We start from the raw sequence: 22,739 nt of genomic DNA, 5'->3' as shown, positions 1-22,739 counted from the left end.
TGTCTATCCATCTACTTCCCGTTTCTCGATTCATTCATCATCACTTCACAAAAAATTCCTGAACCTAGGTTCGGTTCAGGACTCTTGTCGTTCAAAGACTTGAAGCCAGCTATGGCAAAATCGTGGTGGTGCGGACAAGACGACGAGTCGATCCCCTCGTTCATCTAACAGCATTACCTTCAATAATTGGTTGTCTGCACACACGCTTGAGCAAAATAATTCTTCCTCTCGATGAAACAGTTGGAACGACTCTGTCGATGTGATTGCTGTCGTTTCTCCCACTTGATCGAGAATGACCGTGTCGCGGTTTCCTTCGTATGGAATGCGCCAGGTTTCTTTCGTTTTCACATTTTCAACTAAAAAATGATGAGTTCGTTCATCGAACAATGTCACACACGTTTCAGGTGTGAACCGTTCAAAATCATACGTCCCTTGATACGCTAGCTCGATGATGTTCCCAAAGACAGGGACTTCTTCATAGCGGCTATATCGAAACGTATGATCATGGAGGTTCAAGGCTACGACATCCGATTCGGCTGAATATAAGAAGATGTCATCGCCTTGCCAATAGTGCAAATTGCTAAACCAGTCTCCGTTGAATCGTTGAGGGATCGCATGCGTCTCCATCTGTCCTCGTTGTAAATCAATGACTCCGTAAAGTCCTTTTTCCTGGAACCATGCCACGGCACGTCTTGCATTCGGCTCCACATATAGGGCGCATGGTGTCCATTTCCAGTCGATCTCCCAGCGAATTTGAGACGACTCGTCAAAGAACAAAAATCCAGTTTGCGCCAAGTACAACATCCAACCTTCACCTACACGTTCAAGCCATTCGATCGTTTGATGAAATTGAAAGTCTGCTGTTTGTTCGTACATTTGATCACTTCCTAATTTCAGCTTAGCAACCACCGAAGCGAAATTCGATTTTGAATGTGTTCATTCAACACATTTTCGATTTTCCTGTATACTGACGGTAAAGACATATCGTTTAGAAAGGAGACCTTCCATGCGTCCATTACAACTATCACCAGAGACCGCAGTTGAACTCGCAAAAAAATTAAACGTCCCTCTCGAGGAACTGATGCATATGCCAAAACACATCCTCGTTCAAAAAATGATGCAACTCGAGGCATCTCAAACAGAGGAAGACACACCAAAGGAGACGGATTAACGTCTCCTTTTTGGTTACTGCTCTTTGCGTTTGCGCTTTCTCGATACATACCAGAGACCACCGATTACGGCGAGTGCTGCACCACCGGCCACAGCGTACTTGCTGTAATCTGGGCGACGTTCGGTTACGACTAGTGTAGAGAGTGGAGCGACCGTCATATGACGGTCCTCGACTTGACGTGGTGCCGTCAGATTAACGGTATGGTCCTCCACGTTCACCTCGAACTTGCCAGATGGAAGTTTGACCTCAACCGCCTCCTCGAGTGCGTTGTGGTAGACGATATGTCGTTCTACATATCCTTCCACATGACGGCTCAATTCAAAGGCAATCACACCCTCTGCTTCATCAAAGAAACGCAAGTGTTTGCGAATCTGTTCCGTGTTTTCGAGTCGGAAGAGCGGATACTGCTTACGCAGACGCAAGAGACCTTTCACATATTCCACACTTGGCGCTTCTTGCTCCGCCCGGTTCCAGTCCACACGGTTGACGACTTCGCCTGAATTGAAGCTGTTCTCATCCCCGTCTTTTGTCCGGAAGAACTCCTGTCCACTGTGAAGGAATGGAATCCCTTGACTCAGGAGCACAATCGATGTCGCCAAACGGTGGCGACGGCGACGTGTCGTCTCATCATCTTCCGGATTCGTCACGGACAACTTGTCCCAAAGCGTCAAATTATCATGACATTCCACATAGTTGACGACCTGGTTCGGCTCATCAGCGAAACTTTGGCTCGTGATGCCACCAGCAATCCCACGTTTCACGTCTGCTGTCATGTCCGTGTTGCCGCTCACCCAGCCCGGTAAGTCTTCGATAAAGACGTCTCCGCGGACACCGTCTCGAATCCCATCATTGAATTGGGCGATGCGTGGCATCTTATGCGCATTATGTTGATTCGCTTTTTCACGAACCGGGAGCGGCGTATCCAAGTCCCAGCCTTCCCCGATGACAAGAATCGATGGGTCGACTCGATCGAGCGCTTTCCGAATCTGATTCATCGTTTTGACGTCATGGAGTCCCATCAAATCAAAACGGAACCCGTCAATCATGAATTCTTTCGCCCAGTACGTGACACACTCGACCATGAGCTTACGCATCATCGTACGCTCAGAGGCCGTGTCATTCCCACATGCCGAACCATCCGCGAGTGTCCCGTCTTCATTTAAGCGATAGTAATAATCCGGGACGAATTGACCGAGCGGTGTCGTCAACGCATCGTACGTATGATTGAAGACGACGTCCATGATGACCCGGATGCCCCGATCGTGGAACGCTTGAATCATTGCCTTCAATTCGACAATTCGCGACGCCGGATCATCTGCCGACGAGGCGTAAGAACCTTCAACCGCAAAGTAATGAACCGGATCGTAGCCCCAGTTATAGTTGTCTTCCCCTTCACGTGACTCATTCACCGAGCCGTAGTCAAAGAACGGCATCAATTGAAGATGTGTGATTCCGAGCGAGGTGATGTAATCGAGTCCTGTCGGGTAACCGCTCGTGGTCGTCGTACCCGTCTCGGTCATCCCTAAGAACTTCCCACGGTGCGTCGCCCCACTCTCTGGGTGACTCGTCAAATCGCGGACGTGCGCCTCATAGATGACCGCCTCTTGTGAAGAATTGAATAGCGGACGTTCTTTGATCCAATGGTCCGGGTTCAAGGATGCCGGGTCAAGTAGACATCCACGCTTCCCATTCACTCCGACGACTTTCGCATACGGATCGAGCGACTCCACTTTCTTCCCATCAATCAGCGCTTCAAATACATAAAATTGACCTTCGAATAAGGCACGGTCGAGTTCGATCACCCACGTCCCCTTCTCAGCCGGCTCGAGCTCGAGTCGTTCAAACTTACGGGCACGGGCTGTTCGATATAACTTGACCGACATCTGTTCCGCTACCGGAGACCAAACTCGTAGTCGAATCTGTTCCCCTTTGAACGTCACCCCTAGGTCTTTCCCGTGATAGGCAACGTGATCTAAGTCTGCATGTGTGTGTTGATCCATTGTACGTTCCATCTCTTCACTCCTTCACTGCTTCAAATCTGCTATCATTATAACAAAACCACACAAAGGATGGATGAAACATGGCAAAAGACAATTCTTTCGATATCGTGTCAGAAATGAATCTTGAAGAAGTGAAGAACGCAATCCAAATCGCAGAAAAGGAAATTTTGAACCGTTACGACTTCAAAGGCTCAAAGAGTGAGATGTCGCTCGACAATGGCGACCTCGTCCTCATCTCGGATGACGACTACAAACTCGAGCAATTAAAAGACGTCTTGATCACAAAATTGATCAAACGCGGTGTCCCGACGAAAAACCTCGACTATCAAAAAGTAGAGAACGCACTCGGCGGCACGGTTCGCCAACGTGTGAAACTAAAGAGCGGCATCGACAAAGACGACGCGAAGAAAATCAACAACGCCATCAAGGAATCAAAACTAAAAGTCAAATCGCAAATCCAGGACGACCAAATTCGCGTGACAGGTAAGTCGCGTGACGATCTTCAAGCCGTCATGCAACTCGTACGTGAACTCGAGTTGTCCGTCGATGCCCAATTTACGAACTTCCGATGAAACTCGCCATCATCAGTGACCCACACGGTTCGTTTGATGATTTGAAGGCCGTTCTCGATGATGTCCGGCGAGAAACCGAGCACATTCTCTGTCTCGGGGATCTATATGAATGCCACATCGGGAAAAAACGACGTCACGAACGCTTTCATCATGTGGAAGACGTCGTGACGTATGATCCGAATTACGAAGCGCTACTCACATTTCCGAGTCTACGTGGTAATCAGGAAGAGCGAATCGACGAGGTGCTCGTCATCGACCATCCCGTGAAAACACGGATTTCCTTATTGCCGGAACAGACGACTCTCGAGGAAGCCCGCTTTTTACATGGGCATCAAGTCAAATGGAACGAAGACTGGGAACCGGTTGTCGAGAAAGGGAAATATCCACTCGTCTTCATCGGACATAGTCACATCCCCGGGATTTACCGAAAAGGAAAATCCTTGCCGTGGGAAATCGGGACACCGTTCCATTTGAAGAAAAAACGATATGTCATCAACGTCGGTGCTGTCATATTCGATCGGGAATGGTGTCTCTATGATACGGAAGCCCGGACGGTGACGCGGATGAAAGCGTGAATACAAAAAGGACCTCAATTTTTGAGGTCCAGGCTGTTGATGAACCAGATTGCATCTTGCAATCTGGTCCATCTTTTTTTGTGGGTTTCGATTTCTTGGGGCGTTCTGCCCCAAGAAATTGAAGACGTATTATGAGACGGTCCTTTCCAATCAACAGGTTAGGCAACTTTTTATGCTTTGTACAGTGACTGAAGCCAGATTGGCGCGTTGAACCTTCTCGATTCCGTCTGGTTCGCTTCATGTCGTTTTCAGGATTGAAGCGTTACATGTCGGATTCCTTCTTTTGATGATTTTTTCGGCCATCGAGGCCTTAGAAAAAGACAAACGGCCGTCAGATGACGACCGTTTGCGTTGCTCGCCCGACGGCGTCCCGACTCCGACAGGAAAGCGTGGGCGCCGGAAAGGCGAGCGATATAATTTATGTTAGTCAACAAGCTGGGCCTCAATTTTCTTTGAGGTCCTTTCGTCTGTCTTACATTTCTTCCGGAGCTTCGACACCGAGTAAGCGGAGTCCTTCCGTCAATACGAGCGTCACTGCCTTCACGAGTGCGAGACGCGATTGTTTGCCTGCATCTTCTTCTAAGACACGAACATGACCGTAATACTTGTTGAACGCTTGCGCGAGGTCAAGTACGTAGCGGCTGATGATGGATGGTTCGCGGCGTTCATGCGCACGTGTGATGACGTGCGGGAACGCGTTGAGCATCGTGACGACACCCCATGAATAGTCATCGTCTGCACCAGTGAATGGTGAGCCGTCATAGTTTCCTTTACGAAGAAGTGAGTTCGCACGAGCATTCGTGTATTGAACGTAAGGCCCTGTCTCTCCTTCGAACTTGAGCATGCTGTCAAGATCGAACTCGATGTTGTTGATGCGTTCGTTTTTCAAATCGTGGAAGACGACCGCGCCGACACCGACCATGCGTGCGACGTCTTCTGCGTTCGCAAGATCCGGGTTCTTCTGTTCGATGTTCGCTTGTGCTTTTTCGATTGCTTCTTTCAACACTTCTTCAAGAAGAACGATGCGTCCTTTACGTGTCGACATCTTTTTCCCTTCTTGCAAGATCAAGCCGAACGGCACGTGATGCATGCCATCAACAAAGTCATATCCAAGCTTACGAAGGACCGAGAAGAGTTGTTTGAAATGGAGCGCCTGTTCGCCACCGACGACATAGTTCGCTTGTACGAAGTTGTACGTCTCGTAACGATAGATCGCTGCTGCCAAGTCGCGTGTCGCGTACAATGTCGCGCCATCTTTCTTCTTGATCAAGCAAGGTGGCAAGTTCTCTTCCTCGAGCGAGACGACCATCGCGCCCTCACTTTCGACTAAGAGATTTTTCGCTTCGAGCATCTCGACGACGCGTGCCATTTTATCGTTATAGAACGCTTCCCCGTTGAAGCTTTCGAATTTCACACCGAGGAGGTCATATACTTTTTGGAACTCTTTAAGTGACTCGTCACGGAACCACTGCCAAAGCTCTGTCGCTTCCGCATCACCATCTTCAAGCTTTTTGAACCAAGCACGACCTTCGTCTTCGAGTTCTGGTTGTGTCTTCGCCTCTTCGTGGAAATGGACGTATAATTTTAAGAGTTCTGCGATCGGGTTGGCGCGTACCGCTTCCTCATCGCCCCACTTCTTGTAGGCGACCATCAATTTCCCAAACTGAGTGCCCCAGTCTCCAAGGTGGTTGACGCCGACGACGTCATATCCGTTTTTACGTGCGATTTGGTTGATTGCATTCCCAATCACCGTCGAACGCAAGTGACCCATCGAGAACGGCTTCGCAATGTTTGGTGACGAGAAGTCCGTCACAATCGTTTCATTGCGTGCCTCGTGTGTTGCATACTCTGATTTTTCCTCAAGCACCGTGTTGATGATTTCTTTTGATACGACATCACGGCTCAAGAAGACGTTGACGTAAGGTCCCGCCGCCTCCACTTTCGTGAACAATTCATCGTTCAATTCATTTGCAATATCTGTCGCAATCATGACAGGTGCTTTCCGGTAAGCTTTCGCCAATTGGAAACACGGGAACGCGAGGTCACCGTGCGCCTCGTGTTTTGGCTTCTCAATCAATGCTTCAATTTGGTCAATCGTGAGTTCTTCACCGATGACACGGGATAGTGCTTCTGCATACTTGCGTTCATAACTCATCTGTATGTCCTCCTTCTTCAATAACAACTCATAAAAAAAACGCCCTTTGCATAGATGCAAAGAGACGGGAATTCCCGCGGTACCACTCTTCTTGCCTGCATGATGCAGACCGCTTTATGGTGATAACGGTTCCCTCCGGCTATGCCTACTCTCGTTTCGGATAGCATCTCAAAAGTGCGTTTCGCGACGTTTGTCAGCCCAGGCTCTCACCAATCCCCAGGTCGCTTTGTTGACTAAACCATCGTTACTCTCTTTTTCATCGACTTTCGTCTATGCGGTTGAAAAGCAACTTCATTATAGAGGATATTCCCTGTATACTCAATGCTAGAATTCAAGCATGATAAAAGAAAGGCAGGACTCGCACGAAATCATGACGAATCTTTACTATTATATCTTGAAATGTCCCATGCTAGGAGGGAACACATGAACCACTTTCGCAAGATGTCCGTGCTCGGTTGGAGTATATGGAGTGTTTTGTTCTGCTTCACCATCGGATTATTTGCATTGGATGTGCTGCACGCCCCGACCATCGATCCGTTGTCCTTTATTTTAATCTCATTACTTGTCATCATCTTTCAACTCGATTCAATCGAAGTCAAAGGTGTGTACTTCACATTCTCTGAGAGTATTGTATTAATTCTATTTCTATTCTTTGGATTTGAAACCGCACTCATCGTCAACCAGATTGGATTATTCGTCTTTCAGTTCGCCAATCTGAGACCAAAAGTCGCCATACGCCGATTCCGCTTCACCTATCCATGGAACGCGATTACGGCATACTTAGAAATTGTCATTCCCGCTACCGTCTATCTCGCCCTCGGTGGGGTAACCGGCCTTGATTTTTATTCGCAAGAATCGTTTGTACCGCTTGCCGGGTTATTCTTTGCTATCTTGTTAAATACCGTATTTCAAAAATATCAGGTGAGATGGTGGTTCCGCGTCGATATCGCATTGAGCGACTTCATGAAAATCGCTTTCTACACATATGTCGTCAGTTTGATCTTCATCTTAGCGGCAGCGTTCTTCCGAGAGACGAATTTACTTGTCGTGAGCAGCATCGCGGCAGCGTTGACCTTCTTCATCAAACGACTTCTCATTCAAAAGGGACGACAGGATGCGTATAAATCTCTGATTGAACAGTACGACGAAGCGAAAGAAGCCGTCTCTTTATCACAGAGCGAAGCACAAGCCATTGAAGTCTTTTTAAGTCAGTGTGAACAATTGAACCATTACGATGAAGGATATATCGAGTTCAAGCTGTTTAATCGCACACTCTACTTCGACTTGAAGACACGTCAACCGATTGATCGCCCCGTCGTATTTGCGCTACTGGATATCAGTCAACCTGTCGAGCCTGTCCTTGACTACGAGATGCGATTTGAGTGGGATGCTTCATTGTCTGACGCTTTCCATGACGACTACCATAGCTTCGTCTCAATTCGTTCGGAAGAGATTGAGGGAATTCGCACATGGATCGTGATGACAGGAGAACCTGTATATGGGTATCCGAAGATTATCCAACAAGAAATCCTCAAGTTGCTCAAGTCGTTCAACCGGACCATCAGCCGTTGTCATGAACGAGATCGTCTGTATACCGAGAGCCGGACGGATAGTTTGACTCTCCTCGCCAATGCCCGCGCCTTCTACGAATACGGGATTCAACAAATATCCGACATCTCGATGTATCCGATCTCGGTCGCCATGCTCGACATCGATTTCTTTAAAAAAATCAATGATACGTATGGCCATCAAGTCGGTGACCAAGTGTTGCAGGAATTTGGTCGACGTATCCGGCAAGCCCTTCGCGCTGATGACTTTGCCGCCCGTTATGGTGGGGAAGAGTTTATCTTGCTTCTCAATCATTGTGACATGTCTCAAGCCGTTGACATTGCAGAAAGAATTCGCCAGCAAATCGAAGCGAAACCGTTCCTTGTCGATCATCATGAGATTTCTGTGACTGCGTCCATCGGGATCGATACAATCGATGCGTTTGGAAATAAGCGATTAGACGATACAATTCGAAACGCGGACCGTGCGCTATATGTCGGTGGGAAATACGCGGGACGTAACCGTGTGGCGCACTTCAACAATTTAACGACGTAAACTCCCCTTTCTCACATCGAATTGGGGAGTTTTTAAGTTGACAAGCAGATTTGAAACAGTTACGTTAGGGAACGTGTTTACTAATTGGATAGATTCACTTTTTATCGAGAGAGACGGAGGGACTGGCCCTGAGAAGTCTCGGCAGCGGGGAACCTGTGCCAAATCCAGCGGGCGTATTGCTCGAAAGATGAAAAGGGTATTTCGCACGAAGGACCTTTTTCTCAGAAAAGGGTCCTTCTTATTTTTTAGTGAGGTGATTATTTTGGAACAACCAACAGCAAACAAATGGGCACTCTTGCCGTTACTCGTCTTCTTACTCTTCTTCATCGGGGCGGGTGTCTATTACGGAGACTTTTATAAGTTTCCGGTACTCGTCGCAGCCATCATCGCCTTGATGGTTGCGGCATTCATGACAAAAGGAAGTGCCACCCAAACCGTCGAGCGCATCGCGCAAGGAGCCGGCAATCCGGGCATCATCATCATGATTTTCATTTTCTTACTGGCTGGCGCCTTTTCAACGGTAGCGGAAGCCATCGGGGCAATCGATGCAACGGTCAACGCCGCCTTGACTCTATTACCACCTTCGCTTCTCTTGAGCGGACTCTTCGTCATCGCCGCCTTCATTTCAATGGCGATGGGAACGTCGACGGGTACAATTGCGGCACTTGCACCGATCGCCCTCGGTATCCATGAAGAGAGTGGCGTCAATGTCGCCATCGCTGCCGCAGCCGTTGTCGGAGGGGCGATGTTCGGGGACAATCTCTCGTTCATCTCAGACACGACCATCGCTGCCGTCCGGACGCAACGAACGAACATGCGTGATAAATTCCGCACGAATTTCTGGATCGTGTTACCGGCCGCCATCATCACGACGGTTTTACTCGCCGTCTTGTCAAATGGGGAGTCAACGGTCGATGTCGCCGCATTCGAATGGTACAAACTGATTCCGTATCTTGCCGTCATCGGACTCGCATTGACAGGACTGAACGTCATTTTGGTTCTGTTAGGTGGCATCACGCTCACCGGCATCATCGGTCTCCTAGATGGAAGCCTATCCGTCACGGCGTTTGTGACAGCTATTGCGGACGGGATGATTAGCATGGCCGAAATTTCATTCCTGACATTACTCATGGGTGGACTCGTCGGTCTCATCTCACACAACGGCGGACTCACGTATTTACGTGACGCGTTGACATCTCGTATTCAAAAACGTGCCGGTGCCGAATGGAGCATCGCCGGACTTGTCAGTGCGACAAACGTAGCGACGGCGAACAATACGATTTCCATTCTCGTAGCCGGTCCACTTGCAGCGAACATCGCGGACGAGTATGACATCGAACGGAAGAAATCAGCAAGCGTACTCGACATCTTCTCATGTGGGGTACAAGGGATTCTTCCGTACGGAGCTCAATTACTCATCGCTGCAGAATTGACGAAGACCGCATCGCCGGACCTCGTCCCGTTCATGTTCTATCCGTTCCTACTCTTTATTTGTGGAGGAATCGCCATCGCATTCAATTTCCCACGTTTTAAAAAACAGTCATAAGTGAAAACACCCCTTGTTCAAAGGGGTGTTTGTCGTTTCGTGATCATCTCTTGTTTCAACTGCTCGTTCCGTTTCTTGAAAGCGCGTCGTTTGAGCACTTCTTCTAGCCCCCGGCTGATGGCCCATAATGCGACCAAAAGTAGACCGAGCATAGATAAACGAAATGGACTTTGGATAAATTCTTCCCACTGGTCCCCGATGACAGAGAAAATCACGACGACGAGCAGTTTCCCGAATCCTGCCGCCATGATGAACGTACGGAGCGGCATCTGAATGAGCGCCAATAAATACGTGATCAAACTGACCGGGATGAACGGGAGAGAATATAAGAATCCGAGCGAGATCGGACTCATATGATTGATTCGTTCCAACCAATAGACCGCCGCCTTATGTTTTTCGAGCCAGCGCGTCATCGGTTTGCGGAAAACGTAACGGACGGCCGCAAAAACGACGATGGTTCCAAGAAGGTTCCCGATCCAGGATAAGAGAACGCCTAACAGAAAGCCGTATGTCGCTGCATTGGCAGAGATGATTAAGACGAGTGGTAAAAATGGAAAAATCGCTTCTAAAAACGGTGCACCGAGTCCAGCCCATGGACCACCAGGCAAACCTTGAAGCCATTCAATCAATTGGATGATGTACTGTTGGAGAGAATTAAGCATAGTCGTTCCACCTTCAACTTTCGTTACTACTCTATTACCCGAATTCGATTTACAAGACGCATCTCCCTGCATTCGTCAAAAAAAATTAAAAACCATTTGCGAAAATTCGTCGTGATATTTATCATATAATAATGGACTTGTGGTTGCAGGCAAGTCTATTCGTCGAACGACACAACCCAACGTTCGTTTTCCTGCAAAAAACTGAACACAGGGGAGCAACACAACATGGAAACAAAACCAATGCGGGTCTTGCTGTACTATAAGTACGTCAACATCGAAGACCCAGAAACACTCACGCAAGAACATTTGAAGTATTGTAAGGACCTCGGCATCAAAGGACGCATCTTGATTTCCTCCGAAGGAATCAACGGGACGTGCTCTGGTACTTGGGAGCAAACCGAGCAGTACATGAATGACTTGAAAGCAAACCCTCTCTTCAGCGATATCGAGTTCAAAATCGATGAAGTCGAAGAGCATGCCTTCAAGAAAATTTTTGTCCGTCACAAGAAAGAGCTCGTGACGTGGCGCTTTGATGGCGAGTTTGATGTACCGAAACAACACGGTGCATACCTCGAACCAGCAGAATGGAAAGAGATGATGAATCGTGATGATGTCGTCATCCTCGACGTCCGTAACAACTACGAGTACGAACTTGGTCACTTTAAAAATGCGATCAAAATCGATGTAGAGGCTTCACGTTACATGCCGGAATGGCTCGAAGAGAACAAGGACCTCTACGAAGGGAAAACACTTCTCACGTACTGTACCGGTGGCGTCCGTTGCGAGAAATTTACAGCATATATGCGTGACCAAGGTCACGACAACATCTTCCACCTAAAAGGTGGCGTCGCAATGTATGGTAAAGATGAAGCGACAAAAGGAGAGGACTGGGAAGGCGAGCTCTATGTCTTTGACGAGCGGATCAATGTCCCGGTTAACTCCGTGAACCCATCTGTCGTCTCACACTGTATGCACTGTGGGACAGAGACGGTTCGTTACGTTAATTGTGCCAACCCGGAGTGCAATGCACAGCATTTCTGTTGTGAAGAGTGTGAACCGAAACAAATGCGTTCATGCTCGAAGGAGTGTCAAGAACACCCACGCAACCGTTATATCATCGATAACATTGCAGAGAAACTTCAGGAGACTGAAGGAGTAGTCGGGTAACAAAAATCGACCAGAAGATGTCTTGGAGAACGTGTCCAAGACATCTTTTTTTGACGAAATCTTAACGTCTAGCTTGCGCCTCTTTCGGGTATAGTGAAGATACTATGTCAGACAGGAAGTGAATGCACGCATGTTTAACGAACCTTTACTCGCTGCGATTCTCGCTTGGTTTATCGCCCAAGCGGCTAAGCTCGTAACTGAACTCATTAAAACAAGAGATTTTGAAATTGAAATCATGTTCGCTTCAGGAGGCATGCCAAGTTCGCACTCGTCTACCGTCGTCGCACTCGCTACCGCGATTGGGCGAATGGAAGGCATTGACTCGAGTCTATTCGCTCTCGCTGTCGTCTTTGCCACTATCGTCATGTATGATGCGACCGGAGTTCGGCAGGCGGTCGGTTTCCAAGCACGGCTCTTGAACGATTATTTCAAAGGAATTAAACATGAGACCCCACTCTTGAATGAACTCGTCGGCCATACGCCGTTCCAAGTCATTGTCGGAGCGTTACTCGGTCTCGTCGTCGGACTGTTTTTCCCAATGTAATCGCAGAAGGTATGTCATTTCTCACACTCTTGATTCTTTTTGTGAAGTTTCACAAAGAAGACGGTATACTCAAGAGAGAGGGGGAATCGACATGCCTTTTTTGCAGAAATCTTATGAGTCTCTCGATACACTCGCCGAAGCGATTGGTCAAGCGATTCGAGCACCGATCACGATTGAGAATCGCCACCACCAGTTGCTCGCCTATAGTACACATCCGGATTCGACCGACCCGGCCAGGATTGCGACCATCATCGGGCGTCGTGTCCCAGAAGCTGTCATCGAAGACCTATGGGAGAGTGGTATTTTACAAGAAGTCATCGACCAAAATGAACCGGTCGTCATCCCGGCCCGCCTCGCCGTCGGTCTTGGGGAACGCGCCGCAATCGTCATCAAACAACATGATGAAGTACTCGGCTATATTTGGAGCTTAGCTCGGACAAATCCGTTCAGTACTCAAGAATTAGCCATCTTGCAAGAAGGGGCGACCATCGCCAAAAAGCTGCTTATGACCATCGCGATGCACGAGCGACGAATCAGCGCCGAGCTCGAACGCTTCTTATTAGATGTCCTCGCTTCCCCGACCCTGACGGATGCGAATCGCGAACGATTGAACGAACTTGCTCCGATCGCTGTCGCCAGTCGGTTGACGGTCATCGAATGTGCTCAACCGATCACCCCTCAACTTGCGGAACGCCTTCACTATGTGCTTGCGACGCAAGAGTCAATTGAAGTCGTTTTACATGCCATCGACGGTCAGCAGCTACTCGTCTGGCATTATATGAAGTCTGAACTCTCCGATGAAGAGACTGTACTCATAGCCTGGGCGGAACGGTTCGAACAATTGCTTCAAGACAAGTTCAGCGAATCCGAACCACGTCTTGGCATCAGCCGACGTTTTTTCGAAAGTGACATGTTATATGCCGCAGCCGAAGAAGCGCGACGGGTTACCACGCTGCGTCGCAAGTTCCCGCTCGAACTATCGACTTCCCGTGCCTTCGAGCAGATCGGCATTTATCAACTCGTCCCGGAACTCGCTCGACGTATCGGACTCCGACTGGAGACCCACCCGACAGTCGAACGGTTGCAGCATTATGATTCATCCCATCAGACCGAACTCGTGAAGACGCTCGAATGGTATTTTTATTTTGATGGGAACGTCAAACGAGTCGCCGCTCATCTTCATATTCATCCGAATACCGTTCTGTACCGGATTCGCCGCATCGAAGAGTTGACGAATATCACACAAGTTTCCTTACCAGAAAGATCCATGATTTATTTAGCCATTAAGGCTGGTCAATATCGATTAGAAGACTAGACGCTCACTTTGTGATTTTTCACAAAGTGAGCGTCTTCGTTTTTAGAATCCATGCTAAAGACAGCGTTTTCAAATGGGTCTATACTAGGGGTGTGAACAAATTGTGTCAACGGAATGAAAGGGGAATGTTCCATGAAAATCGGGGTATTAAAAGAGATTAAAAACAATGAAAATCGGGTGGCCTTAACACCGATGGGTGCATTTATGTTAACGGAGCTTGGTCATGATGTATTCGTCGAAACGAATGCCGGTCTCGGTAGCGGATTCACGAATATGGAATATATTGATGCCGGTGCAACGATTCTTGAAACTGCGAAAGAAGTTTGGGAAGGCGTCGAACTCGCTCTCAAAGTAAAAGAACCACAGCCGTCTGAGTATCAATACTTCCGTCCTGACTTGACGCTCTTCACCTATTTACACCTTGCGGCAGAGCCAGAATTAACGAAAGCGCTCGTCGATTCTGGGATTACAGCCCTCGCCTACGAGACAGTAGAAGTGGATCGCACGTTACCACTCCTCACACCGATGAGTGAAGTGGCAGGACGTATGGCTGCGCAAATCGGAGCTCAAATCCTTGAAAAACCACATGGTGGAAAAGGAATCTTGCTGTCTGGTCTCCCAGGCGTGCCTCGTGCGAACGTCACGGTCATCGGAGGCGGTGTCGTTGGAACGAATGCAGCTCGAATCGCAATTGGTCTTGGGGCGAGCGTGACGTTGATGGACATTAGCCCGGCTCGTCTTCGTCAAATCGACGACTTGTTCGGAAACACAATCAATACGTTGATCTCAAATAAATACAACATTGCGAAACAAGTGGCTGAGAGTGACCTTGTGATTGGTGCCGTGCTCATTCCAGGAGCAAAAGCACCGAAACTCGTCACGGAAGAAATGGTACAGCGCATGTCGCCTGGTTCGGTCATCGTCGACGTCGCCATCGACCAAGGTGGGATTTGTGAGACGATCGACCATATCACGACGCATGATGCGCCAACGTATGAGCGTTATGGCGTGCAACACTACGCCGTCGCTAACATGCCAGGTGCCGTGCCACGCACATCGACGATGGGTCTGACAAACGCGACGATGCCATATATCATCGAGTGTGCACAAAAAGGCGTATTCCCAGCACTTCTTGAAAACGAGGCGCTTCTCAAAGGCCTAAACGTCATCAACGGAACGGTCACGTATGAAGCGGTTGCACGTGATTTGGAATATCCGTTCGTTCCTGCCCATGAGGCGGTCTCGAAACAAACACAAGCTTAACCCTTAAGACGATGAGATGCCCGTTCTCATCGTCTTTTTCTATATAAAAAAAAGAAGAAACCGAACGCCATCGTCCGATTCCTTCATTATTATGCGTTATGCGTTCTCAACGGCGATATCTTCCCCGATGATTTTCACTTCCGGCTCTAATTCCACTTCGAATTTCTCTTTAACGGTCGCCTGGACGTGACGGATGAGTGAAATGTACTCAGTCGCCGTCGCCTCATCGATATTGACGATGAAGCCCGCATGTTTGAGCGAGACTTCCGCTCCTCCGATGCGTTTCCCTTGCAGTCCAGAGTCTTGAATCAACTTGCCGGCAAAATAGCCAGGCGGACGTTTGAACACACTACCACACGAAGGGTATTCAAGCGGTTGTTTCGATTCACGTTTATACGTCAAGTCGTCCATGACTTCTTTGATTAATTCATAGTTTTTCGGTTCTAGTTCGAACGTTGCCTCGAGTACGATCAAGCCCTCTTTTGAGACACGGCTCGTTCGGTAGTCAAGATCGAGTTCATCTTTAGATAAATGAAGTACTTGACCATCTTGCGTCAACACCGTCGCAGATGTGATGACATCCTTCGTCTCTCCGCCGTATGCACCTGCGTTCATGTAGACGGCACCACCGACCGTCCCAGGGATCCCACATGCGAACTCGAGGCCGGATAACCCCTCTACTAATGCTTGACGTGAGACGTCGATAATCGCCGCTCCTGCCTGCGCAATCATTTGATTCCCTTCTCGACGAATCGAGTCGAGTTCATTCAAGTTCAAAACGATTCCACGGATGCCGCCATCGCGGACAATCAAGTTTGAACCGAAGCCAAGAATCATAAACGGCATCGCTTCTTGATGGGCCAGTTGTAAGACGGCCTGCACTTCTTCGTACGTGTGTGGAGCCACGAAGTAATCTGCTTTGCCACCTAGTTTTGTATACGTGTGTGCCGACAACGGCTCGTCTTGAAGGACGCGCTCGGCCGGAATGATCATCTGGAGTTGCTGTAAAAAGCTCATGCGTTCACTCAATCCTTTATGTTCTATTTAATCAGTGTCTCGGTCCTACTTCATTCGTTCCGAGCACGTCACTGAATGGTTTCAGTACGAATCACAGTATACAAATGATTATTGGACGTGACAAGCAACGTTTTTCTTACAAATTCATGATTAGTTTATAGCAATAGTGATGTCGCAATGGCAACAGTGATTGGAATTGTAAAGTTATCCCAATCTCGATATGAAATCGCTTCAGTTAGTGTAGCGATGATGGAAATGATAAACCCATATGTTACCACTTGCCAAAGGACGACATCATTCCACAAAAACAATAAAAATAAGACAGCATATGAGCTTAGAAACATGGCAATGCTTCCTTGGAAAGAACGCTTTTGTCCATATAAATCATAGATGACCGTCCCATATTTGCGTCCGATGAGTGCAGCCATTCCATCCCCCCAGGCGAGCACGAGTGATCCGGCTAAAAATGCGATCGGCTCGGACTCGAAGAAGAAGTATAAGATAATGAGCAATGCAATCGGATAGTATACAGTCCCGAATGATTTTCGTTCCGTTTGATGCACCGGTGACGGGCTTTTATATAACAGGACCGCATTCGCAAATGTGAAGAAAATGAGCGGGACTGCCGCGACGTACCATGAATCCATTAACCAAACTGCTAATAACGACCAATGCCCGACTGCGATATGTACACTTTTTCGAATCGTTTCATCCGTCCATCCCAGACGCTTCCCGACGTGTTCGAGACCCACGAGAAACACGAGGACGACTACAATGGAAAGAATCGAACTAATCCATTCATTCATTGCTTGACCACCTTCATCTATAGAGTGTGTATGATACCGTCATTATACCTTAATCAGTGCCCACCCTAGCTTACTTTTCAAACATTTGGTAGAATGAGGTCAAATGACTGTATAGCCAACGTACGCTGTTGGCGATAGAAAGGGTGGCCGTATGCGCGACGCAACTTCAATTCAAACTTTGGCAGATTGCCTTCATTTTATGCAGGTCGGAGAAATCGAGCGAGCCATCGCCCTCTTCCCTGAAGACGTGCGTGAACATTTCCCAAAAGAGCTTCGAAAAATCCACTTGTTTCATATTGAAAAGAACGGCTTATCGATTAACCAAATCGTCGCTCTCGCTAACGCACTGACCGGAGAGCATCTCTCTGCGACGACGATTCAAAACTGGACGAAGCGTGAAGTTCGTAAAATCATCGGTGTCCCACGAATCGGTAAAAAGTATTCCTTGCATCAAGCGGCAATCATTTATCTCCTTGATGACTTGAAACACCTTTTTTCCCTCGAAGAGACGAGTTCCTTGTTGGCGCTCATCTTCAACAACCCTGACCGGGACGAAGACGACTTCATCAAACCGATTGATTTTTATCGACTTTACGCGGAGTATGCGAAGTCAACAAGCCCGATCGACCTTCTCGATACACGGGCGAAGCGTTCGCTCGAAAAGATGAACTATGAACATCCAAATATCATTCACGTCTTGAAGCTTTGTCTATACGCACATCGGGTGACGACACTCGAACTCGAGGCCAAGCACTATTTGAACCGTTTCATTTGATGAGACGGTTTTTTCGTATCAAAAAACACCGGTCTCTTGACCGGTGCTCGTCATCGTTATGAGACAGATGCTGCGAGCGGCATCCGTGATTTGACCGTTAACGTCTTTAAGACGGAAAGGAGTTCGAACATCGATAACTGATCGGCTTCTTTCGTTAAGCAGAACGTATCGTCTTCTTGTTTCCGTAGTTCCGCGACAAGTTTACCTGCTTTGTCGCGAACGCTAAACTTGTGACGTTCCACATCATATTGAATCGTGAAGAGTCCGCGTTCATAGACGTTGTACTCACACTTTTTCCCGAATAACGAGAACTTGTCTTTCAATTGACCAATCGCCTGTCCATCATGGTTCATCACGACCCATTTTTGGCAGTTTGGGATGTATTTCCCATGAGCGATCTGTCGTCCAGACAAATTGTGCACTTGGACACTGCCTTCCGCGTCGCGGTGAACAGATCCGATCGCATCATTTGTCTCGTCATAAATGGTCGCCTCACCTTGTGTAAAGACGCAACCTTTTACATAAATTAATTTGCGCACCGCTTTTTCCTCCTAGCACGTTCCAACCGTGATTGTTTGTATGTGTACGGTCGGGTATTACTGAAAACCCCAATCGTTTCTCTGTGTAGTTTTTATCTCGTTTCAACTACTACATATTTCATATGACGAAGATGATTATTGCATCGTTTAAAGAAAAAGACAACCCTTTTTTTTCGACATCATTTGGATTCTGTCGAACTTGTGAACAAGCCTATTCTCATCGCTTATATCCCGCTTCTTTTAAGAGTTCTTCAAGCTCCATTCTTGCAATCAGACGAACTTGATTTGGCGCTGCCAATTCGTATGCGCTGTCCGTGAAATTCGAGTTCGTCACGACCCAGCCTTCGTGTGCTTGATAATAGGGAACGGCCGCTGCAATTTGTTGAACCGCTTCGAGTCCGACCGTCTTTTCATAACGCTTTGCTTGAACGGCAATCGACCATCCATCCGGTGTCTCCAATAACAAGTCAGCACCAAAGTCACGTGATGCTGGAGTCACCGTGACCGTGTAACCAAGCGCGGTGAACACTTCCTCTAAAAATAATTCAAACTCCCGACCATCCATCCGATCAATGCGGTCGATGGTCGACAGCCTTACTTTCCATATAAACCATGCAATTCCAAACAAGAGAAGCAGTACGCTGCTCCAAAGCGGTGCCTCGAACCACCATAAACATATGGCACCGATGATCCCAATGAGTAATCCAATCATGCTCATCTTTCCTTTCCAATTCCTCTCCCTCACTTTACCGTTTTGAGGGCAGGAAATGAAAGGGGGATCTGTCGAATGATATAGAAGATGTGCTCGTCTGACACCGCGAAGGAGGGATGACTGTTCATGGAGAATCATGCCAATCTCCAAAGTGAGTTACTACATGCATTACCTTACGGAGTTGCGTTAATACAGAAAGATGGAACAATCGTTCAGGCAAACCGTCCGTTTCTCGAGCAGTTTCCTGAGAATCTACAGAGACGTTCGAACCTTTTCCATATGGTCAATCAGTCACCGATTACGATGGAATTGTCTCGTCGGATGGAACAAGGACTGCCTTGGATGTATGAACTGCCAACGATGCGAGTACACGCCATTCCGTGGGAAAATCAATATATCCTCTCCATTGAGCCATTGCCCCATGATACACGCGTGACGATTCAACACAACGCTTTTGAGGCGATGATGCATACTGAACTCGACATGGCGATGATCATGACGGATGCGAATCTGTTGATTACTCGTTTCAATCAGGGGGCCACGGAACTGTTTGGCTATGCGCCCCATGAAGTGCTTTACGAAATGACACCGTTCGCTTTATTTGAATCGAGAGAATTAAGTGAAAAGCGCTCTGCTTATCAAGACGAGACGGAACGGTTGCTATCGTTCGAACAAATGTTGCGCCTCGCACTCGACAAAGGAGACCGGGAATGGAAGTTTCAATGTAAAGATCGGACACATTTCATCGGCAAATTGTTCATGCATCCCGTTTATGAGCAAGAGCAACTCATCGGCTTCTTTTTCTTCGTATTTGATGTGAGTTCCGAGATTGAGTTGAAACGTGAGCTCCGTTATAAGGAACAGCGTTATCGCATGTTTGCCGAATCGGTCATCGAAGCCGTTCTGTTCCATGAAGACGGGATGATTCTCGATGCGAACAAGGCAGCGGAATCCATCTTTAAAATCCCTGCAGAGCAAATGATGGGACGCCAGACGATCGAGTTTATCGCGGAAGGGTACCGGGCCGATGTGTTGCGACGCATTCGCAATCACATTCAAACGCCATACGAAGTGATTGGTCGTCGGCAAGATGGAACGTTCTTAGAACTAGAGGTGTATCCGAAAGAAGTGACGTATCAAGGGCAAACGTTACGAGTCGCGGTCATGCGTGATATCAGCGACCGTAAAAAAGTAGAGCGTATGCTCGAACGTGAAAAAAATGCCATCGCCCGTCAGCGCGATATCATCCAGTCAATCTTACAAGCATCGAATGAAGCGTTCGTTTTGACCGAATCGAACGGGAGTGTCTTGTTCATGAACGTCCACGCAAGACGACTCATGGACTTACCGGGCATCGCTCCAAACAAAATTCAGGAGCGTATCCCGCTCCTCTCCACGTTCCGTCCTCGTGACAGGAGCGAGATGCTACGAAAGATGGATCAACTTCTCGATGGGACAGCGCGTGAAGTATCGATGCGTTTCTCCATCCCACAGCCAAACGACCGAGATGAAGAATACTATGAGATGTATGGAACGACGATGGATACAAAACGACAAATCGGTATGGATAGTGGATTCTTGTTTGTGTTCCGTAACCGAACCGAGGAAGAGCGGATGGACCAGATTAAAAATGAACTGGTGAGCACGGTCTCACATGAACTAAGAACTCCTCTTTCCTCATTATCGGGATATATTGAATTGATGCTCGCTCGAGATTTGACGCCTGAAAAACGAGAGCGCTTCTTGAAGACGATGTCGCGGGAAGCGAAACGATTGACCGCCCTACTCAACGACTTTTTGGACATCCAACGCATGGAAGATGGTCACCAAGAATATAAACAAGATCATTTCGCTTTGAATGAACTTGTCTTAGAAGTGATTGAACGCTTCCGCGAAACGAGTGATCATACCATTCATTTCGATAATGCGGATGATGACTTGCATCTCGTTGCCGACCGAGATCGCATCGAGCAAGTTCTCGTCAACTTGATTTCAAATGCGATCAAGTATTCCCCGAACAGACAGGAAATCGAAGTACGAGTCCGACAAGACCACAATCAAGCGCATGTATCCATTCGTGATTTCGGTATCGGGATTCCGGAGCATGCCTTCGAAAAATTATTCACAAAATTTTATCGGGTCGATAATTCGGATACACGTAAAATTGGTGGAACCGGTCTTGGTTTGTCGATTTGTAAAGAAATTATCGAATCACATGGTGGAAGCATCGAAGTGGAATCGACTGTCGGAAAAGGGTCGACTTTCACATTCACATTAGATTTAGCGGAGGAAACGTCATGAACAATTACGCCTTTACCGGGTTCCCTGGTTTTTTAGCAGGAAAATTAATTGAACACCTCGCTTCGTTACCGCATCAAATCGGAGTCATCTACGCCTTGCATCTTCCGAACCAACAACGTGATGCAGAAGAGCTACGAGATACGCTACTGTCAACGACGTCGCTTGCACCGCACCAGCTCGTCCTTGTTGAAGCAGACATCACGTTACCCGAAGTGATTCTCGACCCGATTATGCGGTCTGTCATTGAACGCGATGTACATTACATTTTCCATCTCGCCGCCGCATATGACTTGAGTATTCCTTATGACATCGGTTATCGCGTCAATATACTCGGAACCAAACATGTGACCGCGTTCGCCAAACGCTCGAAACAATTGAAGCGTTATGTGTACTTCAGTACCGCCTATATCGCCGGACGTCGCCGTGGGACGGTTTATGAAAATGAATTATGGCATCGGGTCCAGTTTAAAAATCATTATGAGGCGACTAAATATGAAGCAGAGGCACTCGTTTCAAGAGAAATGGGTGGCATGCCAATCACTGTCATTCGTCCTGGGATCGTAATCGGACATAGTCGCACGGGCGAAACGAAAAAGTTCGACGGTGTCTATTTCGTCTTACAATTGATGACACAACTCCAGCAGATGCGCCCACTCCCTTACATCGGGCGGGCGAATGTTGAGGTAAACCTCGTTCCGTACGATTATGTAGTAGAAGCGACCGCTTTCCTAGCTCATTCTCCAAACGGCCTGAAGCGGACATTTCATTTGACGGACCCATTCCCACATGGCGCACGAGAGGTATATCGTATGTTGCATGAGACGATGTTTCAGCGTTCTCCTCGCGGAACCCTTCCTCATGCCGTTGCTGACGCGGCATTTACTGCTTGGAATGGTGCCAAGCGACTCGAGGTTCCTCACGAACTATTGGAGTACTTTAAACATCCTGTTCACTTTGACACGACACAAACGATACGGGCACTCGACGGAACGGGCATCGTATGTCCAGACCTCCAGGATTACCTCCCTGAGATTGTCCATCATTATATGGCACACAAAAAGCCCTGATTCGTCAGGGCTTCAACTATGATTGAAATTAAATGAACAAGTATACGCCGTGAATCATCGTACACTTGTTTATATCTCATCCGCGTCGTTACGAGACACCGCTTGATCGTGAAGCAGACGCTCGAGGACGAGGATATAGACCAATGCCACAAGGAGCCCTACGATACCAGGAAGAACCGCAACGATCGCATCCTCCAAGTATGCAGTTGGAATCAGGTAAACCAATAGCGACTTCACACCATACATCAACATCAACGAGGAAAGTAACACAAGCGTTACCGCTCGTTTCGACACATCCCCGAAGAACGGGCGCCCTGTCTTCTCCCCTTTTGTCATACCGAGCCAAGATAACAAGTCCAAATCCTCCTTTATCGATTCATTCCCTAACCCATTATATACCAATTATTGCATACGATGAAGACCATCAAAAATCTGTGTCGCTCTTGACT

Annotated in this window: 21 protein-coding genes, 1 riboswitch and 1 other annotated feature; of the genes, 12 read left to right on the top strand and 9 right to left on the bottom strand. The window is 47.8% G+C overall.

All coding sequences use genetic code 11. The annotated features are described in order from the left end of the window. Window positions 1-75: 75 nt before the first annotated feature. Complete coding sequence (locus IRJ25_RS11980) at window positions 76-876, bottom strand: hypothetical protein (protein ID WP_214784204.1); 801 nt, start codon at window positions 874-876, stop codon at window positions 76-78. Window positions 877-1,006: 130 nt separating this feature from the next. Between IRJ25_RS11980 and IRJ25_RS11975 the strand changes: the two genes are divergently transcribed. Continuing rightward, the gene (locus IRJ25_RS11975; protein WP_074034904.1) at window positions 1,007-1,171 is read left to right on the top strand and encodes a YycC family protein; all 165 of its coding nucleotides are present in this window, start codon (window positions 1,007-1,009) and stop codon (window positions 1,169-1,171) included. A 14-nt stretch (window positions 1,172-1,185) separates the two neighbouring features. Here IRJ25_RS11975 and pulA read toward each other — a convergent pair whose 3' ends face one another. Then, window positions 1,186-3,183 (bottom strand): type I pullulanase, encoded by a 1,998-nt coding sequence (pulA, locus tag IRJ25_RS11970; RefSeq protein WP_269318353.1) that lies wholly within the window; start codon window positions 3,181-3,183, stop codon window positions 1,186-1,188. Window positions 3,184-3,251: 68 nt separating this feature from the next. Here pulA and IRJ25_RS11965 point away from each other — a divergent pair, with 68 nt between their 5' ends. Then, window positions 3,252-3,743 carry a YajQ family cyclic di-GMP-binding protein gene (locus IRJ25_RS11965; protein WP_015880519.1) on the top strand — a complete coding sequence of 164 codons (492 nt, stop codon included), beginning with the start codon at window positions 3,252-3,254 and terminating at the stop codon, window positions 3,741-3,743. Next, window positions 3,740-4,318, top strand: coding sequence for a metallophosphoesterase family protein (locus IRJ25_RS11960; RefSeq protein WP_015880518.1), 579 nt, complete (start codon window positions 3,740-3,742; stop codon window positions 4,316-4,318). The genes IRJ25_RS11965 and IRJ25_RS11960 overlap by 4 nt, the downstream gene beginning before the upstream one ends. 472 nt (window positions 4,319-4,790) lie before the next feature. Here IRJ25_RS11960 and argS read toward each other — a convergent pair whose 3' ends face one another. Then, window positions 4,791-6,473 (bottom strand): arginine--tRNA ligase, encoded by a 1,683-nt coding sequence (argS, locus tag IRJ25_RS11955; protein WP_214784209.1) that lies wholly within the window; start codon window positions 6,471-6,473, stop codon window positions 4,791-4,793. A 57-nt stretch (window positions 6,474-6,530) separates the two neighbouring features. Next, window positions 6,531-6,742: a binding site (T-box leader), on the bottom strand. 154 nt (window positions 6,743-6,896) lie between these two features. Here argS and IRJ25_RS11950 point away from each other — a divergent pair. Then, window positions 6,897-8,576, top strand: a complete 1,680-nt coding sequence (locus tag IRJ25_RS11950; RefSeq protein ID WP_214784212.1) for a GGDEF domain-containing protein — start codon at window positions 6,897-6,899, stop codon at window positions 8,574-8,576. 98 nt (window positions 8,577-8,674) lie between these two features. Further along, window positions 8,675-8,770, top strand: a riboswitch (SAM riboswitch). After that, on the top strand, window positions 8,764-10,122 hold the full coding sequence (locus IRJ25_RS11945; RefSeq protein WP_256443673.1) for a Na+/H+ antiporter NhaC family protein: 1,359 nt from the start codon (window positions 8,764-8,766) through the stop codon (window positions 10,120-10,122). Its footprint overlaps the riboswitch before it by 7 nt. Window positions 10,123-10,139: 17 nt before the next feature. Here the strand turns inward: IRJ25_RS11945 and IRJ25_RS11940 are convergent, their stop codons facing one another. After that, on the bottom strand, window positions 10,140-10,784 hold the full coding sequence (locus IRJ25_RS11940) for a TVP38/TMEM64 family protein (protein WP_269318352.1): 645 nt from the start codon (window positions 10,782-10,784) through the stop codon (window positions 10,140-10,142). A 225-nt stretch (window positions 10,785-11,009) separates the two neighbouring features. Here IRJ25_RS11940 and trhO point away from each other — a divergent pair, with 225 nt between their 5' ends. The 4 genes from trhO to ald all read left to right on the top strand — a co-directional run bounded on the left by trhO (window position 11,010) and on the right by ald (window position 15,073). Beyond that, a complete protein-coding gene (gene trhO / locus IRJ25_RS11935) occupies window positions 11,010-11,951 on the top strand; it encodes an oxygen-dependent tRNA uridine(34) hydroxylase TrhO (protein WP_159563357.1) in 942 nt (313 codons plus the stop codon). A gap of 118 nt (window positions 11,952-12,069) precedes the next feature. After that, a complete protein-coding gene (locus tag IRJ25_RS11930; protein WP_143180200.1) occupies window positions 12,070-12,495 on the top strand; it encodes a divergent PAP2 family protein in 426 nt (141 codons plus the stop codon). A 91-nt stretch (window positions 12,496-12,586) separates the two neighbouring features. Next, on the top strand, window positions 12,587-13,810 hold the full coding sequence (locus IRJ25_RS11925) for a PucR family transcriptional regulator (RefSeq protein ID WP_159563356.1): 1,224 nt from the start codon (window positions 12,587-12,589) through the stop codon (window positions 13,808-13,810). A gap of 132 nt (window positions 13,811-13,942) precedes the next feature. Further along, the gene (gene ald, locus IRJ25_RS11920; RefSeq protein WP_269318351.1) at window positions 13,943-15,073 is read left to right on the top strand and encodes an alanine dehydrogenase; all 1,131 of its coding nucleotides are present in this window, start codon (window positions 13,943-13,945) and stop codon (window positions 15,071-15,073) included. Window positions 15,074-15,169: 96 nt separating this feature from the next. Here the strand turns inward: ald and murB are convergent, their stop codons facing one another. Together murB and IRJ25_RS11910 are read right to left on the bottom strand one after the other, a co-directional pair. Beyond that, window positions 15,170-16,090: a UDP-N-acetylmuramate dehydrogenase gene (gene murB / locus IRJ25_RS11915; RefSeq protein ID WP_269318350.1), complete on the bottom strand. Its 921-nt coding sequence runs from the start codon at window positions 16,088-16,090 to the stop codon at window positions 15,170-15,172. Window positions 16,091-16,245: 155 nt separating this feature from the next. Further along, window positions 16,246-16,896, bottom strand: a complete 651-nt coding sequence (locus IRJ25_RS11910; protein WP_269318349.1) for a diacylglycerol/polyprenol kinase family protein — start codon at window positions 16,894-16,896, stop codon at window positions 16,246-16,248. A 151-nt stretch (window positions 16,897-17,047) separates the two neighbouring features. On the opposite strand from IRJ25_RS11910, the gene IRJ25_RS11905 reads away from it, so the two are divergent. Then, a complete protein-coding gene (locus tag IRJ25_RS11905) occupies window positions 17,048-17,671 on the top strand; it encodes a DUF1836 domain-containing protein (RefSeq protein WP_015880507.1) in 624 nt (207 codons plus the stop codon). A gap of 56 nt (window positions 17,672-17,727) precedes the next feature. On the opposite strand, the gene IRJ25_RS11900 is transcribed toward IRJ25_RS11905, so the two are convergent. After that, window positions 17,728-18,210 (bottom strand): hypothetical protein, encoded by a 483-nt coding sequence (locus IRJ25_RS11900; protein ID WP_015880506.1) that lies wholly within the window; start codon window positions 18,208-18,210, stop codon window positions 17,728-17,730. A 217-nt stretch (window positions 18,211-18,427) separates the two neighbouring features. Beyond that, window positions 18,428-18,922, bottom strand: coding sequence for a restriction endonuclease (locus IRJ25_RS11895; RefSeq protein WP_214784222.1), 495 nt, complete (start codon window positions 18,920-18,922; stop codon window positions 18,428-18,430). Between the two features lie 126 nt (window positions 18,923-19,048). Here IRJ25_RS11895 and IRJ25_RS11890 point away from each other — a divergent pair, with 126 nt between their 5' ends. Continuing rightward, on the top strand, window positions 19,049-21,223 hold the full coding sequence (locus IRJ25_RS11890; RefSeq protein ID WP_214691306.1) for a PAS domain-containing sensor histidine kinase: 2,175 nt from the start codon (window positions 19,049-19,051) through the stop codon (window positions 21,221-21,223). Next, window positions 21,220-22,290 (top strand): SDR family oxidoreductase, encoded by a 1,071-nt coding sequence (locus IRJ25_RS11885; RefSeq protein WP_269318348.1) that lies wholly within the window; start codon window positions 21,220-21,222, stop codon window positions 22,288-22,290. Before IRJ25_RS11890 ends, IRJ25_RS11885 begins: the two co-directional genes overlap by 4 nt. A 69-nt stretch (window positions 22,291-22,359) precedes the next feature. Here the strand turns inward: IRJ25_RS11885 and IRJ25_RS11880 are convergent, their stop codons facing one another. Then, on the bottom strand, window positions 22,360-22,644 hold the full coding sequence (locus tag IRJ25_RS11880) for a hypothetical protein (RefSeq protein WP_159563351.1): 285 nt from the start codon (window positions 22,642-22,644) through the stop codon (window positions 22,360-22,362). Between the last annotated feature and the right edge of the window lie 95 nt (window positions 22,645-22,739).

The organism is Exiguobacterium sp. KJ 601 (assembly GCF_027161185.1).
GTDB classification, from domain to species: domain Bacteria; phylum Bacillota; class Bacilli; order Exiguobacteriales; family Exiguobacteriaceae; genus Exiguobacterium; species Exiguobacterium profundum.
Note: the sequence above shows the minus strand (reverse complement) of the source record. Positions and strands in the feature narration are given on the sequence as shown.

Excerpts from the sequence above, each read along its gene's own strand:
- IRJ25_RS11945 (WP_256443673.1), top strand. The coding sequence starts at position 8,764 with ATGAAAAGGGTATTTCGCACGAAGGACCTTTTTCTCAGAAAAGGGTCC.
- IRJ25_RS11895 (WP_214784222.1), bottom strand. The coding sequence starts at position 18,922 with ATGATTGGATTACTCATTGGGATCATCGGTGCCATATGTTTATGGTGG.
- IRJ25_RS11905 (WP_015880507.1), top strand. The coding sequence starts at position 17,048 with ATGCGCGACGCAACTTCAATTCAAACTTTGGCAGATTGCCTTCATTTT.
- IRJ25_RS11910 (WP_269318349.1), bottom strand. The coding sequence starts at position 16,896 with ATGAATGAATGGATTAGTTCGATTCTTTCCATTGTAGTCGTCCTCGTG.
- IRJ25_RS11885 (WP_269318348.1), top strand. The coding sequence starts at position 21,220 with ATGAACAATTACGCCTTTACCGGGTTCCCTGGTTTTTTAGCAGGAAAA.
- IRJ25_RS11925 (WP_159563356.1), top strand. The coding sequence starts at position 12,587 with ATGCCTTTTTTGCAGAAATCTTATGAGTCTCTCGATACACTCGCCGAA.
- IRJ25_RS11960 (WP_015880518.1), top strand. The coding sequence starts at position 3,740 with ATGAAACTCGCCATCATCAGTGACCCACACGGTTCGTTTGATGATTTG.
- IRJ25_RS11890 (WP_214691306.1), top strand. The coding sequence starts at position 19,049 with ATGGAGAATCATGCCAATCTCCAAAGTGAGTTACTACATGCATTACCT.
- ald (WP_269318351.1), top strand. The coding sequence starts at position 13,943 with ATGAAAATCGGGGTATTAAAAGAGATTAAAAACAATGAAAATCGGGTG.
- trhO (WP_159563357.1), top strand. The coding sequence starts at position 11,010 with ATGGAAACAAAACCAATGCGGGTCTTGCTGTACTATAAGTACGTCAAC.
- argS (WP_214784209.1), bottom strand. The coding sequence starts at position 6,473 with ATGAGTTATGAACGCAAGTATGCAGAAGCACTATCCCGTGTCATCGGT.
- IRJ25_RS11940 (WP_269318352.1), bottom strand. The coding sequence starts at position 10,784 with ATGCTTAATTCTCTCCAACAGTACATCATCCAATTGATTGAATGGCTT.
- murB (WP_269318350.1), bottom strand. The coding sequence starts at position 16,090 with ATGAGCTTTTTACAGCAACTCCAGATGATCATTCCGGCCGAGCGCGTC.
- IRJ25_RS11965 (WP_015880519.1), top strand. The coding sequence starts at position 3,252 with ATGGCAAAAGACAATTCTTTCGATATCGTGTCAGAAATGAATCTTGAA.
- IRJ25_RS11975 (WP_074034904.1), top strand. The coding sequence starts at position 1,007 with ATGCGTCCATTACAACTATCACCAGAGACCGCAGTTGAACTCGCAAAA.
- pulA (WP_269318353.1), bottom strand. The coding sequence starts at position 3,183 with ATGGAACGTACAATGGATCAACACACACATGCAGACTTAGATCACGTT.
- IRJ25_RS11950 (WP_214784212.1), top strand. The coding sequence starts at position 6,897 with ATGAACCACTTTCGCAAGATGTCCGTGCTCGGTTGGAGTATATGGAGT.
- IRJ25_RS11980 (WP_214784204.1), bottom strand. The coding sequence starts at position 876 with ATGTACGAACAAACAGCAGACTTTCAATTTCATCAAACGATCGAATGG.